The sequence below is a fragment of the Glycomyces albidus genome (genome assembly GCF_009451885.1).
GTDB classification, from domain to species: domain Bacteria; phylum Actinomycetota; class Actinomycetes; order Mycobacteriales; family Micromonosporaceae; genus Glycomyces; species Glycomyces albidus.
The window spans coordinates 171,519-184,433 of sequence record NZ_WIAO01000001.1; the positions used below are offsets into that span (position 1 = coordinate 171,519).

The window sequence follows — 12,915 nt, forward strand, 5'->3', positions numbered from 1 at the left end:
TCCTTACTGCGGTTCGAGGATGTTGTCGATCAGGCCGTAGTCCCGGGCCGTCTCGGCCGTGAAGACGCGGTCGCGGTCGGTGTCGGCGCGGAGCTGCTCGGCGGACTGGCCGGTGTGGCGCGCCAGGATCTGCTCGATGCTGTCGCGGACCCGCACGACCTCGTCGGCCTGGATGATCAGGTCCGGGATCGTCCCGCGGCCCTGCGCCGCGGGCTGGTCGAGGACGATCCTGGCGTGCGGCAGGGCCGACCGCTTGCCCTCGGCGCCGGCCGCGAGCAGGACCGCGCCGACGCCCATGGCCTGGCCGACGCAGAGCGTGGCGACGTTCGGCCTGATGTATCGCAGCGTGTCGTAGACCGCGAGCATCGCGCTCGGGTCGCCGCCCTCGCAGTTGATGTAGAAGTTGACGTCCTTGTCGGGGTTCGCCTCCTCCAGGTGCAGCAGCTGCGCCACCAGCGCGTTCGCCACTCCCGCGTCGATGGCCGTCCCCAGGTAGATGATCCGCCCGGACAGCAGGTGCGAGTACACGTCCATGACGCGCTCGCCGCGGCCCTGGTCGACGATCACGTTCGGGATCATGTAGCTGCTCATCGGGTTCCCCTCTCCGCTGCGACGCGCAGGCCGATGCCCGGGCGCTCCTTCGGTGCGATCTCGTCGAACGAGGCCACGATGCCGTCGATGAACCCGTATTCGCGGGCCTCCTCCGCGGAGTACCAGCGGTCGCGCAGCGAGTCCTCGAAGATCCGCTCGACCGGCTGGCCCGTGTCCTCCGCGATCAGGCCGAGGACCGTGTCCCTCGTGTAGCGCAGGTCGTTGGCCTGCAACTCGATGTCGACCGCGGCCCCGCCGATGCCCGAGGACCCCTGGTGCATGAGGATCCGCGCGTGCGGCAGCGCCCGCCGCTTCCCCCTCGTCCCGGCGGAGAGCAGGAACTGCCCTGCGCTGCAGGCGATGCCGAGGGCCAGCGTCGCGACGTCGCACGGCACCAGCCGCATCGTGTCGCGGATCGCCAGCATCGCCGGGACCGAACCTCCCGGGGAGTGGATCCACAGCGAGATGTCGCCCGACGGGTCCTCGATCGCCAGCGACAGCATCTGGGTCGCCAGCAGCGTCCCGTTGTCGTCGTCGAGTACGCCGTCGAGCACGAGCACCCGCTGCTGGTACAACTCGCGCCGCACGCGTTCGGAGAACTGCTGCGGCCTCTTGTCTTCGCTCATGCCGCAACCCTGCGCGACACGGCCCCTTCCCCGCCACCGAATCCGCCCTGAGCAGATCCGCTCTGAGCAGCGCGGCCGCCGCGGGAGTCCAGAGCGGACTCTCGCGGCGCGGCGGTGCTCCTCGTGTCGGGTCAGGCGTTGAGGGCCTCGGTGATCTTGCGGGTCATCTCGGCCATGACCGGGCTCGGCGCGCCCTTGTGCGCGCGGTTCGCGGCTTCGACCGCGATGGCGACCGTGGTGCGGAAGTTCTCCGCCTCGGCCTCGTCCTGCGCATTGAGCAGTGCGACCGACTCCGACAGGGCCGGAAGGACGTAGTCGGCGATCTCGGCGGCGGACTTGCCCTTGACGTTGAAGTCGTTCTTCTTGGAGGCCAGCACGTGCCCGACCTCGCCGGTGGCGGAGGCGTACGCGAGCGAGCCCTCGGTGGCGACCTTGTGGGCCGACCCGGCGATGCCCGCGAAGGACAGGAGGGTGACGGCGCCGAAGGCGGCGGTGCGAATGGTGGACTTGTCCTGGGCGGTGAGGTTGATCGACATCGTGTGCTCCTTGGCTTGTCATCCGGGCGTTTCCCGTTGATGAAGCAACTGTCGGCGGTCGCCCTGACGGGGCGCTGACACGCGGCTGACACCGCCGGCGTCGCGGTTCCTCGGACGGTGTCAGCACGGCACGGGATCGCTTCCGCCCCCCGGACCGGACGGTGGACGAAGGGCGGCCGGCGCCAGCCGGGGCACGCCGCACCTGCGCCGTCGAAGTCCTGGTTTCGGAGGAGGCCCGCTCCGAGGTGGTCCGAAATCAGCCGCGCGGTCCTGACCTGTGCCGATTCCGCGCACGCCGAGGGAGGCGTTCGACCAGGACGATCCCCGCTGCCGAAGCGGTCATGGCCGCGAGCGCGGCGAACATCTGGGGGTAGCCGCCCGTGAAGGCGGCGAGGTGGGCACCGGCCCAAGGACTGAGGGCGATGGCGATCGTCGCCGGGGCGGAGAGGATGCCGTGCAGGGTCCCGTAGCCGGCCGGCCCCCAGCGGTCGGTGACGGCGGTGGCGTCGAGGAGGGTGAACGCGCCGCGGGCGGCGCCGAGGACGATGACGGTGGCGAAGACCAGCGCGAAGGGCCCGGCGGTGATCGCGACGGCGAAGGTGGTCGCGGCGGCGACGGCGAGGATGGCGACCGTGCGGACCGTGGGGCGGGTGCGATTCGCGATCGGCGCGTATGCGATGCGGCCGAGGAGTTGCCCGGCGCCGCAGATGCCCAGGGCCCACGCGGCGGTAGTGGTGTCCATGCCGCGGCCGGTCAGAAGCGGGACGAGGTAGAGGTTCGAGGCGGACATCGCGAACGCGGCCAGGGCCATCGCGGCGGCAAGGGCGATGAACGTCGGCGACAGGACGATCTGTTTGCGGCGCAGTGCAGGCGCGTCGATCTGCCTCCTGCCGTCCGCCGGCCTCGTTCCCGGCCAGGGCGGGCTGAGGGCGATGGCGTGGAGGGGGATCGTCGACGCGGCGAGGACGGCGGCGAGGACGAGGTAGACGCCGCGCCAGTCGAGGTGGTCGGCGAGCGTGGCGGTGAGGGGCGCGTAGACGGTGCTGGCGAGTCCTCCGGCGAGGGTGACGATGGTCAGCGCCTTGACGCGGTCGCTTCCGTACCAGGCGGTGATGGCGGCGAACGCGGGTTTGTAGAGGACGCCGGCCTGGGCGGCGCCGGAGAGCATCCAGGCGGCGGTGAACCACCACAGGTCGGGTGCGACCGCGATGGCCAGCACGGCGCCGGTGGCGATCACCGACCCTGCGGTCATGACGATGCGGGGCCCGTACCGGTCGAGGAGGTGCCCGGCCCCGATGCCGGCGAGTGCGGAGACCGCGAGTCCGGTCGAGAACGCGCCCATGATCCCTGCGGTGGACCAGCCGGTGTCGGCGCGGATGTCGCCGAGGAGGACCGGGAGGGTGTAGAACAGGATGCCCCAACTCGTGATCTGAGTGGCGCACAGGGCGATGAGGACGCGGCGCGGAACGGGTGTGCGCGGCTCGGTGGTCTCGGGGGGTGCGGTGCGGGCGGTCATCGGTCAGGTCTATCCGATTTGCTTGCGGGAGTTCAACACCAATGCGATGAAGGACCCGGCGACGCGGGAGGAGGCGTCGCAGGAGACGGCGAGCCGGTCCTCGTCGCCGAACGCGGGCCGGTCGATCTTCCACCAGGGATCGACCGGCCCGCGGGGCGAAGCCGCATTCAGCACGGCTTCGCGGGGCAGGGTCCGGCGGTCGGATCGGGCCGCGACCGGCGCACGTCCTGGGGGAGCGTGCCGGCGGCCCGCCGCCGCACCCGGGCATCGGGGTCCGCTCGCGCTCAGGTGTTCCGGGGCTCGGCGATCAGCCGGCGGGCCTGAGCGAGGATCCACTCGCACCACTCGTCGCCCTGCCAGGCGCCGAACCACTCGGGTATCGCTTCCGGTTCGTCGGCGAACCGGCAGATCTCCCGCGCCCCGGCCCCGTCGTTGCAATCGATCCGGTACATGGGCGGGCCGAGCGGGTGACCGCCGTTCACGGGGCCGAGACGGTGGAGCGCGAACACCGCCGGGCCCCTGTGGAAGTCGCCGAGCCAGCCGTCCGAGTCCGGTTCACCCATTACAGAACCTCACGGCGCCACCGTGGTCCGGACGGTTCGCGATGAATCTTCCCGTGTAGAAGACTTTGAAGGCGGCGTCTTCCACCCACACCTTCCAGTCGGGCGCGAAGGTGCGCCAACCCTGGCCCCAAGTCGCATGCAGACGACCGGAGTTGAGCCCTGAGACGATCAGAACGATGTCGGCCGAGTTCCGATTCGCGCTGACCTGAAACGAGTCCGGCGCGACGGCGCTCGACGCGCGAACGGTGAAGTCGGTGTGGCCGTCGCTGAAACGCCCGCGCACCAACGCATCGGGGACCTCGGGTGTGTCTTGAAGCGTGTCCATCATACTCTGCCTTCCTCTCGATCGGATGTCCTCGGCAAGCCCAGCACAACGTAAGCCCAGGTCAACGCGCATCGCCATGACGTCTTCTCCGCGCGGCACCGTCCTGCCGACCCGGCGCGGATTCGCCGCGCGGAAAATCCGATCGGGAAATCCGCTCCGAACCCCAGGGGAGAATCCGCCGGGCTTTTCCAAGCGGAGAACCCGTGGGCGCGTTGAGGTTGACACGTTATGAATACGCAATGCGACCATCGTTGAATGGCAGCCAGATTCGTGCAATCGCACCTTGCGAAGCTCCTGATCCACTACCGCGAGCTTCGCGGACTGTCCAAGACAGAGGCCATGTGGTTTCTCGGTACGTCGAAGGACATCATCGAGTCCTACGAGAGCGGCGAGCGCCAGTACATGGAGCCGCATGTCGTCGAAGGCTGGCTCCGCGACTACGGGGCGCCCGAAGAGGTCATCATCCAAGCGAAGGAGCAGGCCCGCTGGGTCCGTTTCGGCGATCCGGCCCGGATGCAGGAGAACACTCCGCCGTGGTTTAGCCGCTTTGTCCAGCTAGAAGCCACAGCCACCAGCATCGACATCTTTGAAGATGTCTACATCACCGGCCTGGGTCAGACTGCGGCATACGCCAAGGGGGCCCTGAGCGCAAGTCCCCTGCTCACTGCCGAAACGCTTCCGAAGACACTTGCTCTTCGAGCCCAACGCCAGACACTCGTCCTCAACCGCGATGGGGGCGCGCCACTGATGCGAATCATCCAAGCAGAACATTCCATCACCCGCCTTCGCGGCATGCCGCTATACGAACAGCAGCTTGACTGGCTATCAGAGCTCAACGAACTCGAGGAAGTCAACATCTTCGTCCTACCAGCAGACGGGTTTTACCCGCTGATGGGGCAGCCGTTCAGCATCCTGTCATTTGACGATGCGAAGGAACCCGATGTGATCTACCAGGAGCATCTGTTCGGATCGCAGTACGAGGCTGATCCTTCAAGAGTTGATCAGATGCGTGCCGTATTCTCTGCCCTACTTGCGTTGACCATCACGCTAGAGGAGTGGAGAGAATCCGATGCTGACAGGTGAATGGAAGAAGTCCTCTCGTAGCGGGCAGACTGGTGGGCAGTGCGTCGAGGCCAGGTGGAAGAAGTCTTCACGCAGCGGGAGCACTGGTGGCGCTTGTGTGGAGGTCCGCGGGCAGGGAGATGTCATCCAGGTCCGCGATACCAAGCTAGGGGAAGACTCGCCGATCCTCGATGCGTCCCCTTCCGACTGGCGCGGTTTCCTCACGGCCGTCGCGAAGTAGCGAGTTTCCCGCGGTGCCCCACGCCGCGAACCTGACTGACCAGGGCTGGGAGCCAACGGCTCCCAGCCCTGAGCCGTTTGTCGAAGGAGGCGCCGACCCGGCCCTTTCAGTTGAGCAGACCGGACAGCAGCTTCGTGAGAGCGGCTTTGCGCCGCTCCTCGACCGAAACCTTCGCTGCGGCCAGGTCGCTCAGCACTGCGGCAATGCGCGGGTGGTCTCCAGTGGCGGCGACGTGGCCCAAGTAGGCGACCGCCTGCCGGGGCCGGTCGGCGGCGGCGCGCTCGTTGAGGGCGAAGGTGGCGACCACGGCGTTCAGGAGCGCGAAGATCTCGAGCTTCGCCGCGCCGTCCCCGGAGTGGTCCTCCAGTACCTCCAGGACGTGGTCCAGAACCCTGACGCCGTTGGGCCCGAGCGAGGGCCGCGTCAGGACGAGCTCCGGCAGCCATCGGTGCCGGGCCATGACCGCGTACATCCCCTCCCCCACTGCCACGAGGTCGCCCACCGGGTCCCCGGTCGGCGGTTCGAGACGGATGTCGCCGGCGGTCGCGTCGACCATGAGGTCCAGGAGGTCGTCGCGGCTTGAGACGTACCGGTACAGGGACGCGGCGCCGGTGCCCAGTTCCGCGGCGACATTGCGCATCGAGACCATCTCCAGGCCCTTGCCGTCCGCGACGGCCAGCGCGGCGGCGGTGATCTCGGGTCGGCTCCGCACTGCGGGCCGGCCGGTGGCGGCCCTTTCGGGCCGGAGCCAGATCGGCTCGTCGTAGTCGGCCACGTCACTCCCCTCGGTCTTTGCGAACACTGTACCCGAAGGCTAGACTTCGGGAACACCGTTCGCGAACTCTGAGGAGGCGCCATGGACCAGCACCCGACTCCCACTCCCCCTCCCACCGGCTATGCGACCAACGGGGACGTCCGCCTCGCCTACGACGACCTCGGCGGCTCGGGCGGCGAGCCGCTGCTGCTCGTGATGGGCTCGGCCGTCACCCGGTTCTGGTGGCCGGCCGGGTTCGTCGACGAGCTCATCGACCGCGGCTTCCACGTCGTGGCCTTCGACAACCGCGACTCCGGCCAGTCCACCCACTTCCCAGCGGCACCGGCCCGTCCGGTGAGCGCGCTGTTCCGCCGGGAGATCCCCGCCTACACCGGCGAGGACGTGGCCGACGACGCCGTCGCCGTCCTCGATGCGGTCGGCTGGGACTCGGCCCACCTCTTCGGACATTCCAACGGCGGCCTGCGCGCCCAGCGCATCGCCCTCCGCCACCCCGGCCGGGTGCGCAGCCTCGCGGTCTCCGCCGCCGTCTCGTCGGACGCGGGCCGCTGGAAACTCCTGCGCTCCATCCGCTTCGGGTTCGTCGCCAAGATGGCCCGCCTGCGCTTCCCCGAGACCCGCGAGGGCGACCTCGCCATGGGCCTCGCGGTCTCCCGAGCGCTCGCCTCGCCCGGCTACCCCTTCGACGAGGCGGAGGCCCTGTCCCGCATCGAGAGGGACGCGACCAGTTCCGTGCGCGACCCGAACACGATGGGCCGCCAGCTCGGCGCCCACTGGTCGGGCCCCGCGCTCGGGGCGATCCGGGTCCCGACCGTGGTCCTCCACGGTGACTCCGACCAGCTCCTGCGCATCTCGGCAGCCCGCGACCTCGCCGCGGCGATCCCCGGCGCCCGCCTCGTCATCACTCCCGGGGTGGGCCACGACATCCCCGGCCCCATGTGGCCGGTCTACGCCGACGAGATCAGAGCCAACGCCGACCGCGCGAACCGCCCGCGAGCGGGCTAGGGTCCGCCGGAGAGGATCCATCCGACCGAAGACCGGATCGCCCCGATCGAGGCGTCCGAGCCGTCGGTGCGACGGCGAGGATCGCGCCCGCCCTGTGCCATTCCGGTTTCGCCTGCGTGTGCCGCTACACCCCAGGCAGGTGCATGGCGCCGGTTCCGAATCTCCGCGGAACCTGTCGAGCCTCCAGGTCGGACTCCCCATGGTCTCGCGTTTTCGAGTTTCCCTGGAATTCGGCCGGGCGCGGCTTATCGTGAGGTCGATTCGCGGACATCTGTCGATCGGCTCGCCTTCATGACGGCTCGACCCTGCAACCCGGGCGTTCGTCGGCGCTGAGCGATGCGCCGCAACGTATGCCTAGGAGGGCACCGCACCATGCTGAACCGTCACAAGTCCATTCTCACCGCCATCATGGGATTCGTCCTGGGAGCCGCGCTGACCGTCACGCTACCCGCGGGCCCGGCGTACGCCCGGCCGTGCAAGGGATACGTGGGGCTCACCTACGACGACGGGCCCGAGAGCACGACCACCCTGCACCTGATCGACGCGCTCACCGAGAACGACCTCAGGGCGACCTTCTTCAACACCGGCCGCAACAGTGCGGCCCATCCGAACCTGGTGCGCGCCCAGCGGAACGCCGGCATGTGGATCGGCAACCACTCCTATTCGCACCCGCACATGACGGAGCTGTCGAGGAGGGAGATGGCCTCGGAGATCCGGCGGGCGCAGCGGGCGATCAGGAAGGCCACGGGGACGGCCCCGGAGTTGTTCCGTCCGCCTTGGGGCGAGACCAACGCGAAGCTCAGGGCGGTGGCGGCCGAGTTCGGGCTGACCGAGGTCCTATGGGACGTCGACTCGCGCGACTGGGCCGGTGCCTCGACCGATGCGATCGTCAGGGCCGCTCGCAAGTTGCGCGATGGCGACATCATCGTCATGCACGAGGACGACTGGGACACCATCGACGCGGTTCCGCGGATCGCCCGGGATCTGCGGTCCCGCGGCCTGTGCTCGGGCATGATCTCGACCTCGACCGGCAACGCGGTCGCGCCGGACTGAATCGGACGCGCCGATCGTACTCCAGGAACGGGCACCGCGACATGTCCGGTCGAATGTGCGGTCAGGACGTCCCGGTTCGCATCCGTGGCCGGAGCGGTGACAGGTCGAGCCGGTCGCGCCCCGGCGTAGATCCGCGCGCCCGCATCGGCGTCATCCATGCCCGGGAGCGCAGGGGCGCCGCCGGGCATGGATGCCGTGTCACCCTTCGGTTTCGAGCCATTCCGCGAAGGCGGGTCCGGCGAGGGTCGCGTGCGGGCCCGGCAGAAAGGCCCCGGCCGCGGCGATGCCAGCGTCCGGGATGTCGGGGTCGTCGATGCCGACGACCTCGACGCCCCGGCGGGCGCCCAGGAGGGCCGCCGCTTCGGCCATGAGTTCCCTGCGGGGTCCGGCGATCTCGGGAATAGGGGTGCCGGGCGTGTGCCGGGCCGGTGCGGCGGTGGCCAGGCGGACCAGTTCCTCTGCGACCGTGCGGGCAGCGACGAGCTGGGTGGGGAGGTTCGGGATGTAGGCGACGTCGCCCTGCCGCCATTCCAGGAGCTGTCCGACGAACTCGTGGAACTGCGCGGCCCGGAGGATGCGGGCCGGGAGGGCGCCGGACAGGTTGGCCTCCTCGTGGACCTGCTGGGCGGCGATGAAGCCGGCGGTGGCCTTGTCAGCGCCGATGATGGAGGCGGCGACGATGCCGCGGGCACCGGCCGCCGCGCCGGCCTCGTGCAGGTTGCGGGTGGCCGTGCGGAAGAACTCGGCGGCCGCTTCCTGGTCGGAGGCGTGCCATGAGGCGACGTCGATGATGACGTCGACCCCGGTGAGCGCCTCCGCGAGACCCTCGCCGGTGATGACGTCGACGCCCGTGGCGCGGGAGATCGGGACGAACGGGTGGCCCCGTTCGGTGAGGACGTCGGCGACGTGGCGGCCCAGGCGTCCGGTGGCTCCGGCCACTGCGATGGTGCCGATGGTCATGTTCGTTGCCTCTCTTCGGTTTTCGTCGCTACTGGTGGTAGTTCTGGCCGGGCGGCATGCCGGGGATCGGTTTGGCGATGAGCGCGGCGGGCGTGAAGAACCCGATGTGGGCGATCGCCATGACGAGGTCCCAGAGCTGCTTGTCGTCGTAGTGCGCGGCCGCTCTCGCGTGGAGCTCGTCGGCGACCCGCTCCCCGAGCGGGTTCGGGGTGAGCACGGCTTCGACGAGCTCCAGAGCGACCCGTTCGGCGTCGGTGAAGTACGGGGCGGTCCGCCAGGTCGCGACCGCGGTGATGCGCTCCTCGGATTCGCCCGCGGCGCGCAGGTTCGCGGTGTCCCGGACGGTGAAGTAGGTGCTGCCGAGGATCTGGCCGGCGCGCAGCTCCATCAAGCGGATGGTGGACTGCGGGACCGAACTGCCGAGGATGAGCTTGTGCAGGCCCTCGGCGAGGCCGGCCATCTCGGGGAGGAACGGCAGCGGGTTCGGCATGCGCGAGCGCAGGTGCTCGGTGCCGTTCGCGGCGGGTGTGCTCATGGCGGGTCGTCCTTTCTCGATCGCACCGGGCCGTGCGGCTCGGTGCGTGCGGTGTGCCGCCTATCAGGCGGCGTCCTGGTGCACACGAGACGTCGGCGGCGCCGGGCCTGTGACAGGTGCGGCGCTGTGACGAGGACCGCGGCCCGCTGTTGTCACAGAGCGGCGGCGGGCGGCGTCTCGTGCGTGTGACAGTGGGCAGGACGCGCAGTGAGGAGACCGGGATGAGCGGACGGGACGCGGAGCCGTTCGGCGGCGGGCGGGCCGAGGCCGTGGACACCGCCACGGAAGTGTTCGTCGCCCATCGGAACCTGCTGTTCACCGTCGCCTACGAGATGCTCGGCTCGGCCGCCGACGCCGAGGACGTTCTCCAGGAGACCTGGCTGCGGTGGGTCGGCGTCGACATCGACACCGTCCGCGAGCGGCGCGCGTTCCTGGTGCGGATCGTCACCCGGCAGGCGCTGGACCGGCTGCGGGCGCTCGGCCGCCGCAAGGAGTCCTATGTGGGCCCTTGGCTGCCCGAGCCCTTGCTCACCGCGCCCGATGTGGCCGAGGACGTCGAACTCGCCGAGAGCGTCTCGATGGCGATGCTGCTGGTCCTGGAGACGCTCGCCCCGACCGAGCGGGCGGTCTTCGTCCTGCGTGAGGTGTTCGATCTGGGATACGACGAGATCGCCGAGGCCGTCGGCAAGACGCCCGCCGCCGTCCGCCAGATCGCCCACCGGGCCCGGGCGCACGTCGCCGAGCGCCGCCCCCGCGGCGCCGCCTCCCCGGCCGACACCCGCAGCGCGCTCCGGGCGTTCCAGCTCGCGGTCGAGACGGGCGAGCTCCAGCAGCTCCTCGACATCCTCGCCCCCGACGTCGTCGCGCTCAGCGACGGCGGGGGCGTCCGGCACGCACTGCTGCACCCGGTCGTCGGGGCCGACAAGGTGGCGCGCCTGCTGGCCGTCGGCTGGTGGCGCCGCGACGCGGAGCGGACGGTCGAGCAGGTGCAGGTGAACGGGAGCCCCGGGCTCCTGGTCCGCATCGACGGGCGGATCGACGGCGTGGTCGCCGTCCAGGTCGAGCACGGCCGCATCACCGGCGCCTACCACGTCCGCAACCCCCATAAGCTCTCCCGCATGGAGGCGGAGACCGGCGTGAGCCGCTGCCCCGGGCCTTCCGCGCGGCCCTGACGGGTCGCAGCGGCGGCGCACGCCCGCCGGGACCGGTCCCGGCGAGGCCCCGGCATGATCGAGGCCGATCGACCCCGATGCCCGTCCCCTCCGGACGGGTGCCGACCGGCGAAGAGGAGACACCGATGCGCGCACGTCCGCTTGTCGTCGCCGTGCTCGCCGCGCTGCTCAGCGCGGCGTGCGGGGAGTCCGGCGCCGAGGAACCCGACATCGCGGCCGAGTACGTCCGATCGAACCAGGTGCTCAACGACCCCTTCGCCACCGAGTCGTGCTGCGAGGACCGGATGGCGCAACTGGCCGCCATGGGCAGCCCGTCTGCGGTCGTGGGAAGTGTGCTGGGCGTCGCGCCGTGCGAGGACTCCTGCGAGTTGAACGACGCGGAGGCCGCGGCCGTGCGAGCGGCCGCCGGAGCCGACGCCGACGTGTACGTGCGCGGGATGCTGGTGAAGCACGGGGACGGCCTCCTGGAGGCGGCCTCGGTGCTCATCGCCCGCGGGGAGGGGAACGCCGTCATCGTCGACGCCGACGGCGGCACCTATGAGGACCTCGACGATTTCAGGGCCGGGAACGACCTGTTCGAGCGCGAGGACTGGCTGCTGGTGGCCGAGGACATGACGTCCATCAGCGGCGGGGGTCCGATCGTGACGGTCACCGCCCGCACCACCCCGCCGCTCGTGTGGTGGCTGGTCGGCACCGGCGCGGCGGTGGTGGCCGCCTCGGTGGCCGCGGTGCTCGTCCGCGCCCGGTTCCGCAGGCGCATCGGTCTCGCCGAGGCGATGCGGCCGGTGTCGCCGGCCTCGCCGACCGCGTAGGGCCCGGGGCCGGGTCAGTTCGCGGGTTCGGCCGGCTGCGGCCGGCCCAGCAGGCGCTCGATCAGTCGCGGCTCGCCGGGCCAGGCCGCCAGGAGGACCTCGCGCGGCACCTGCGGGCCGGCGTAGCGCAGGCACAGGGCGACCACCACGATGTCGTCCAACGGGCCGATGACCGGGATGAACTCGGGGATCAGGTCGATCGGGCTCGCCACCCAGACGCCGGCGAGGACCACGGCGATCTTCGCGCGCCGCGGGACCCGCGGGTCCTTGCGCAATCGCCGGGCGGTCGTCACGCAGTCGGGGATGAACGCGGCCAGGTCCCGCAGGATCCCCGGAGGGAGGCGCTTGGCGAGCACGAACAGCAGTCCCCAGGAGAGCAGCAGGGCTCCGAGCAGGACGCCGAGCCCGATCAGCCATTCCGTCACTCGCCGACTCCCAACGCAGACACCGGTACCGGTCGGCTCTGTCGCCCACCGGCCTCACTCGCGGACGCCTGAACCGGCGTTTCCCTCACCCGCGGGCCCGCCGCCAAGTGGTCGCGGCGGGTCCGGTTCGGATGCTACGCCTACGGCCGGGACGGGACCGGTTCAGCGGACGCGCGGGCGGGACGCGCCATGGCCAGCGATGCCCCGCGGCACCGCTGAATTTCGGCGGCGCGCGTCGTCTACTCCTCGTGCAGCACGGTTCGATTCGTCTGGAAGGGGCGCGGTATGCGCAATGAGAGACTGGAGCGGCTCGAGGTGCTCCTCGGCTCGTGGAAGTTGACCTTGTCGGACGCCTGGTTCCTGGAGCCGGCCGGCATCGAGGTCCACGGTTCGGCCACTGTGGAGTGGCTCGGCGATGCGTTCCTGGTGATGCGCTGCGACCTCGACGGCGACTTGACGATGGTGTTCGGGCGCAGCGACGCGAACGACGCCTATACGGCGCTGTACCACGACGACCGGGGCGTGTGCCGGGTGTTCGCGGTGACGCTGGAGGGCTCGCATCTGGAGTTCGTGCGCGAGGACCCCGACTTCCACCAGCGGTTCGTCGCCGAGGTCGAAGAAGGCCGGATCCTCGGACGCTGGGAGGCGTCCGAGGACCAGGGCCAGACGTGGCGCAAGGACTTCGACCTGGTCTACGACCGGGTCGAGAACTGACCGCGGT

Annotated in this window: 18 protein-coding genes; 7 read left to right on the plus strand and 11 right to left on the minus strand. The window is 70.4% G+C overall.

Features of this window, described 5'->3' with window-relative positions; all coding sequences use genetic code 11:
* Positions 1-3: 3 nt before the first annotated feature.
* From GFD30_RS00830 to GFD30_RS00860, 7 genes are all read right to left on the minus strand, one after another.
* A complete protein-coding gene (locus GFD30_RS00830) occupies positions 4-591 on the minus strand; it encodes a ClpP family protease (protein WP_153023318.1) in 588 nt (195 codons plus the stop codon).
* The gene (locus GFD30_RS00835) at positions 588-1,217 is read right to left on the minus strand and encodes a ClpP family protease (RefSeq protein WP_153023319.1); all 630 of its coding nucleotides are present in this window, start codon (positions 1,215-1,217) and stop codon (positions 588-590) included. Before GFD30_RS00835 ends, GFD30_RS00830 begins: the two co-directional genes overlap by 4 nt.
* Positions 1,218-1,348: 131 nt before the next feature.
* Complete coding sequence (locus GFD30_RS00840; protein WP_153023320.1) at positions 1,349-1,753, minus strand: hypothetical protein; 405 nt, start codon at positions 1,751-1,753, stop codon at positions 1,349-1,351.
* Positions 1,754-2,009: 256 nt separating this feature from the next.
* A complete protein-coding gene (locus GFD30_RS00845; protein ID WP_153023321.1) occupies positions 2,010-3,269 on the minus strand; it encodes an MFS transporter in 1,260 nt (419 codons plus the stop codon).
* Between the two features lie 9 nt (positions 3,270-3,278).
* The gene (locus GFD30_RS00850; RefSeq protein WP_153023322.1) at positions 3,279-3,443 is read right to left on the minus strand and encodes a hypothetical protein; all 165 of its coding nucleotides are present in this window, start codon (positions 3,441-3,443) and stop codon (positions 3,279-3,281) included.
* A 110-nt stretch (positions 3,444-3,553) separates the two neighbouring features.
* Positions 3,554-3,832 (minus strand): hypothetical protein, encoded by a 279-nt coding sequence (locus GFD30_RS00855; RefSeq protein ID WP_153023323.1) that lies wholly within the window; start codon positions 3,830-3,832, stop codon positions 3,554-3,556.
* A complete protein-coding gene (locus GFD30_RS00860; RefSeq protein WP_153023324.1) occupies positions 3,825-4,160 on the minus strand; it encodes a hypothetical protein in 336 nt (111 codons plus the stop codon). Before GFD30_RS00860 ends, GFD30_RS00855 begins: the two co-directional genes overlap by 8 nt.
* A gap of 252 nt (positions 4,161-4,412) precedes the next feature.
* On the opposite strand from GFD30_RS00860, the gene GFD30_RS00865 reads away from it, so the two are divergent.
* Together GFD30_RS00865 and GFD30_RS00870 are read left to right on the plus strand one after the other, a co-directional pair.
* Positions 4,413-5,240 carry a helix-turn-helix domain-containing protein gene (locus GFD30_RS00865; protein ID WP_153023325.1) on the plus strand — a complete coding sequence of 276 codons (828 nt, stop codon included), beginning with the start codon at positions 4,413-4,415 and terminating at the stop codon, positions 5,238-5,240.
* Positions 5,227-5,460 carry a DUF397 domain-containing protein gene (locus GFD30_RS00870; protein WP_153023326.1) on the plus strand — a complete coding sequence of 78 codons (234 nt, stop codon included), beginning with the start codon at positions 5,227-5,229 and terminating at the stop codon, positions 5,458-5,460. The genes GFD30_RS00865 and GFD30_RS00870 overlap by 14 nt, the downstream gene beginning before the upstream one ends.
* Positions 5,461-5,566: 106 nt before the next feature.
* Here GFD30_RS00870 and GFD30_RS27710 read toward each other — a convergent pair whose 3' ends face one another.
* Positions 5,567-6,262, minus strand: a complete 696-nt coding sequence (locus GFD30_RS27710) for a TetR/AcrR family transcriptional regulator (protein WP_322632798.1) — start codon at positions 6,260-6,262, stop codon at positions 5,567-5,569.
* A 54-nt stretch (positions 6,263-6,316) separates the two neighbouring features.
* Between GFD30_RS27710 and GFD30_RS00880 the strand changes: the two genes are divergently transcribed.
* Positions 6,317-7,237, plus strand: a complete 921-nt coding sequence (locus GFD30_RS00880) for an alpha/beta fold hydrolase (RefSeq protein WP_153023327.1) — start codon at positions 6,317-6,319, stop codon at positions 7,235-7,237.
* A gap of 372 nt (positions 7,238-7,609) precedes the next feature.
* Positions 7,610-8,290, plus strand: coding sequence for a polysaccharide deacetylase family protein (locus tag GFD30_RS00885; RefSeq protein WP_153023328.1), 681 nt, complete (start codon positions 7,610-7,612; stop codon positions 8,288-8,290).
* 198 nt (positions 8,291-8,488) lie between these two features.
* On the opposite strand, the gene GFD30_RS00890 is transcribed toward GFD30_RS00885, so the two are convergent.
* Together GFD30_RS00890 and GFD30_RS00895 are read right to left on the minus strand one after the other, a co-directional pair.
* Positions 8,489-9,250: an SDR family oxidoreductase gene (locus GFD30_RS00890; protein ID WP_153023329.1), complete on the minus strand. Its 762-nt coding sequence runs from the start codon at positions 9,248-9,250 to the stop codon at positions 8,489-8,491.
* A gap of 28 nt (positions 9,251-9,278) precedes the next feature.
* Positions 9,279-9,785: a carboxymuconolactone decarboxylase family protein gene (locus tag GFD30_RS00895; protein WP_194201802.1), complete on the minus strand. Its 507-nt coding sequence runs from the start codon at positions 9,783-9,785 to the stop codon at positions 9,279-9,281.
* 221 nt (positions 9,786-10,006) lie between these two features.
* On the opposite strand from GFD30_RS00895, the gene GFD30_RS00900 reads away from it, so the two are divergent.
* Both GFD30_RS00900 and GFD30_RS00905 read left to right on the plus strand, forming a co-directional pair.
* Positions 10,007-10,957: an RNA polymerase sigma-70 factor gene (locus GFD30_RS00900; protein WP_153023330.1), complete on the plus strand. Its 951-nt coding sequence runs from the start codon at positions 10,007-10,009 to the stop codon at positions 10,955-10,957.
* Between the two features lie 125 nt (positions 10,958-11,082).
* Positions 11,083-11,769 carry a hypothetical protein gene (locus GFD30_RS00905; protein ID WP_153023331.1) on the plus strand — a complete coding sequence of 229 codons (687 nt, stop codon included), beginning with the start codon at positions 11,083-11,085 and terminating at the stop codon, positions 11,767-11,769.
* A 14-nt stretch (positions 11,770-11,783) separates the two neighbouring features.
* On the opposite strand, the gene GFD30_RS00910 is transcribed toward GFD30_RS00905, so the two are convergent.
* Positions 11,784-12,194 (minus strand): YkvA family protein, encoded by a 411-nt coding sequence (locus GFD30_RS00910; protein WP_322632799.1) that lies wholly within the window; start codon positions 12,192-12,194, stop codon positions 11,784-11,786.
* Positions 12,195-12,479: 285 nt separating this feature from the next.
* Between GFD30_RS00910 and GFD30_RS00915 the strand changes: the two genes are divergently transcribed.
* Positions 12,480-12,908, plus strand: a complete 429-nt coding sequence (locus GFD30_RS00915; protein WP_153023332.1) for a hypothetical protein — start codon at positions 12,480-12,482, stop codon at positions 12,906-12,908.
* Positions 12,909-12,915 lie beyond the last annotated feature (7 nt).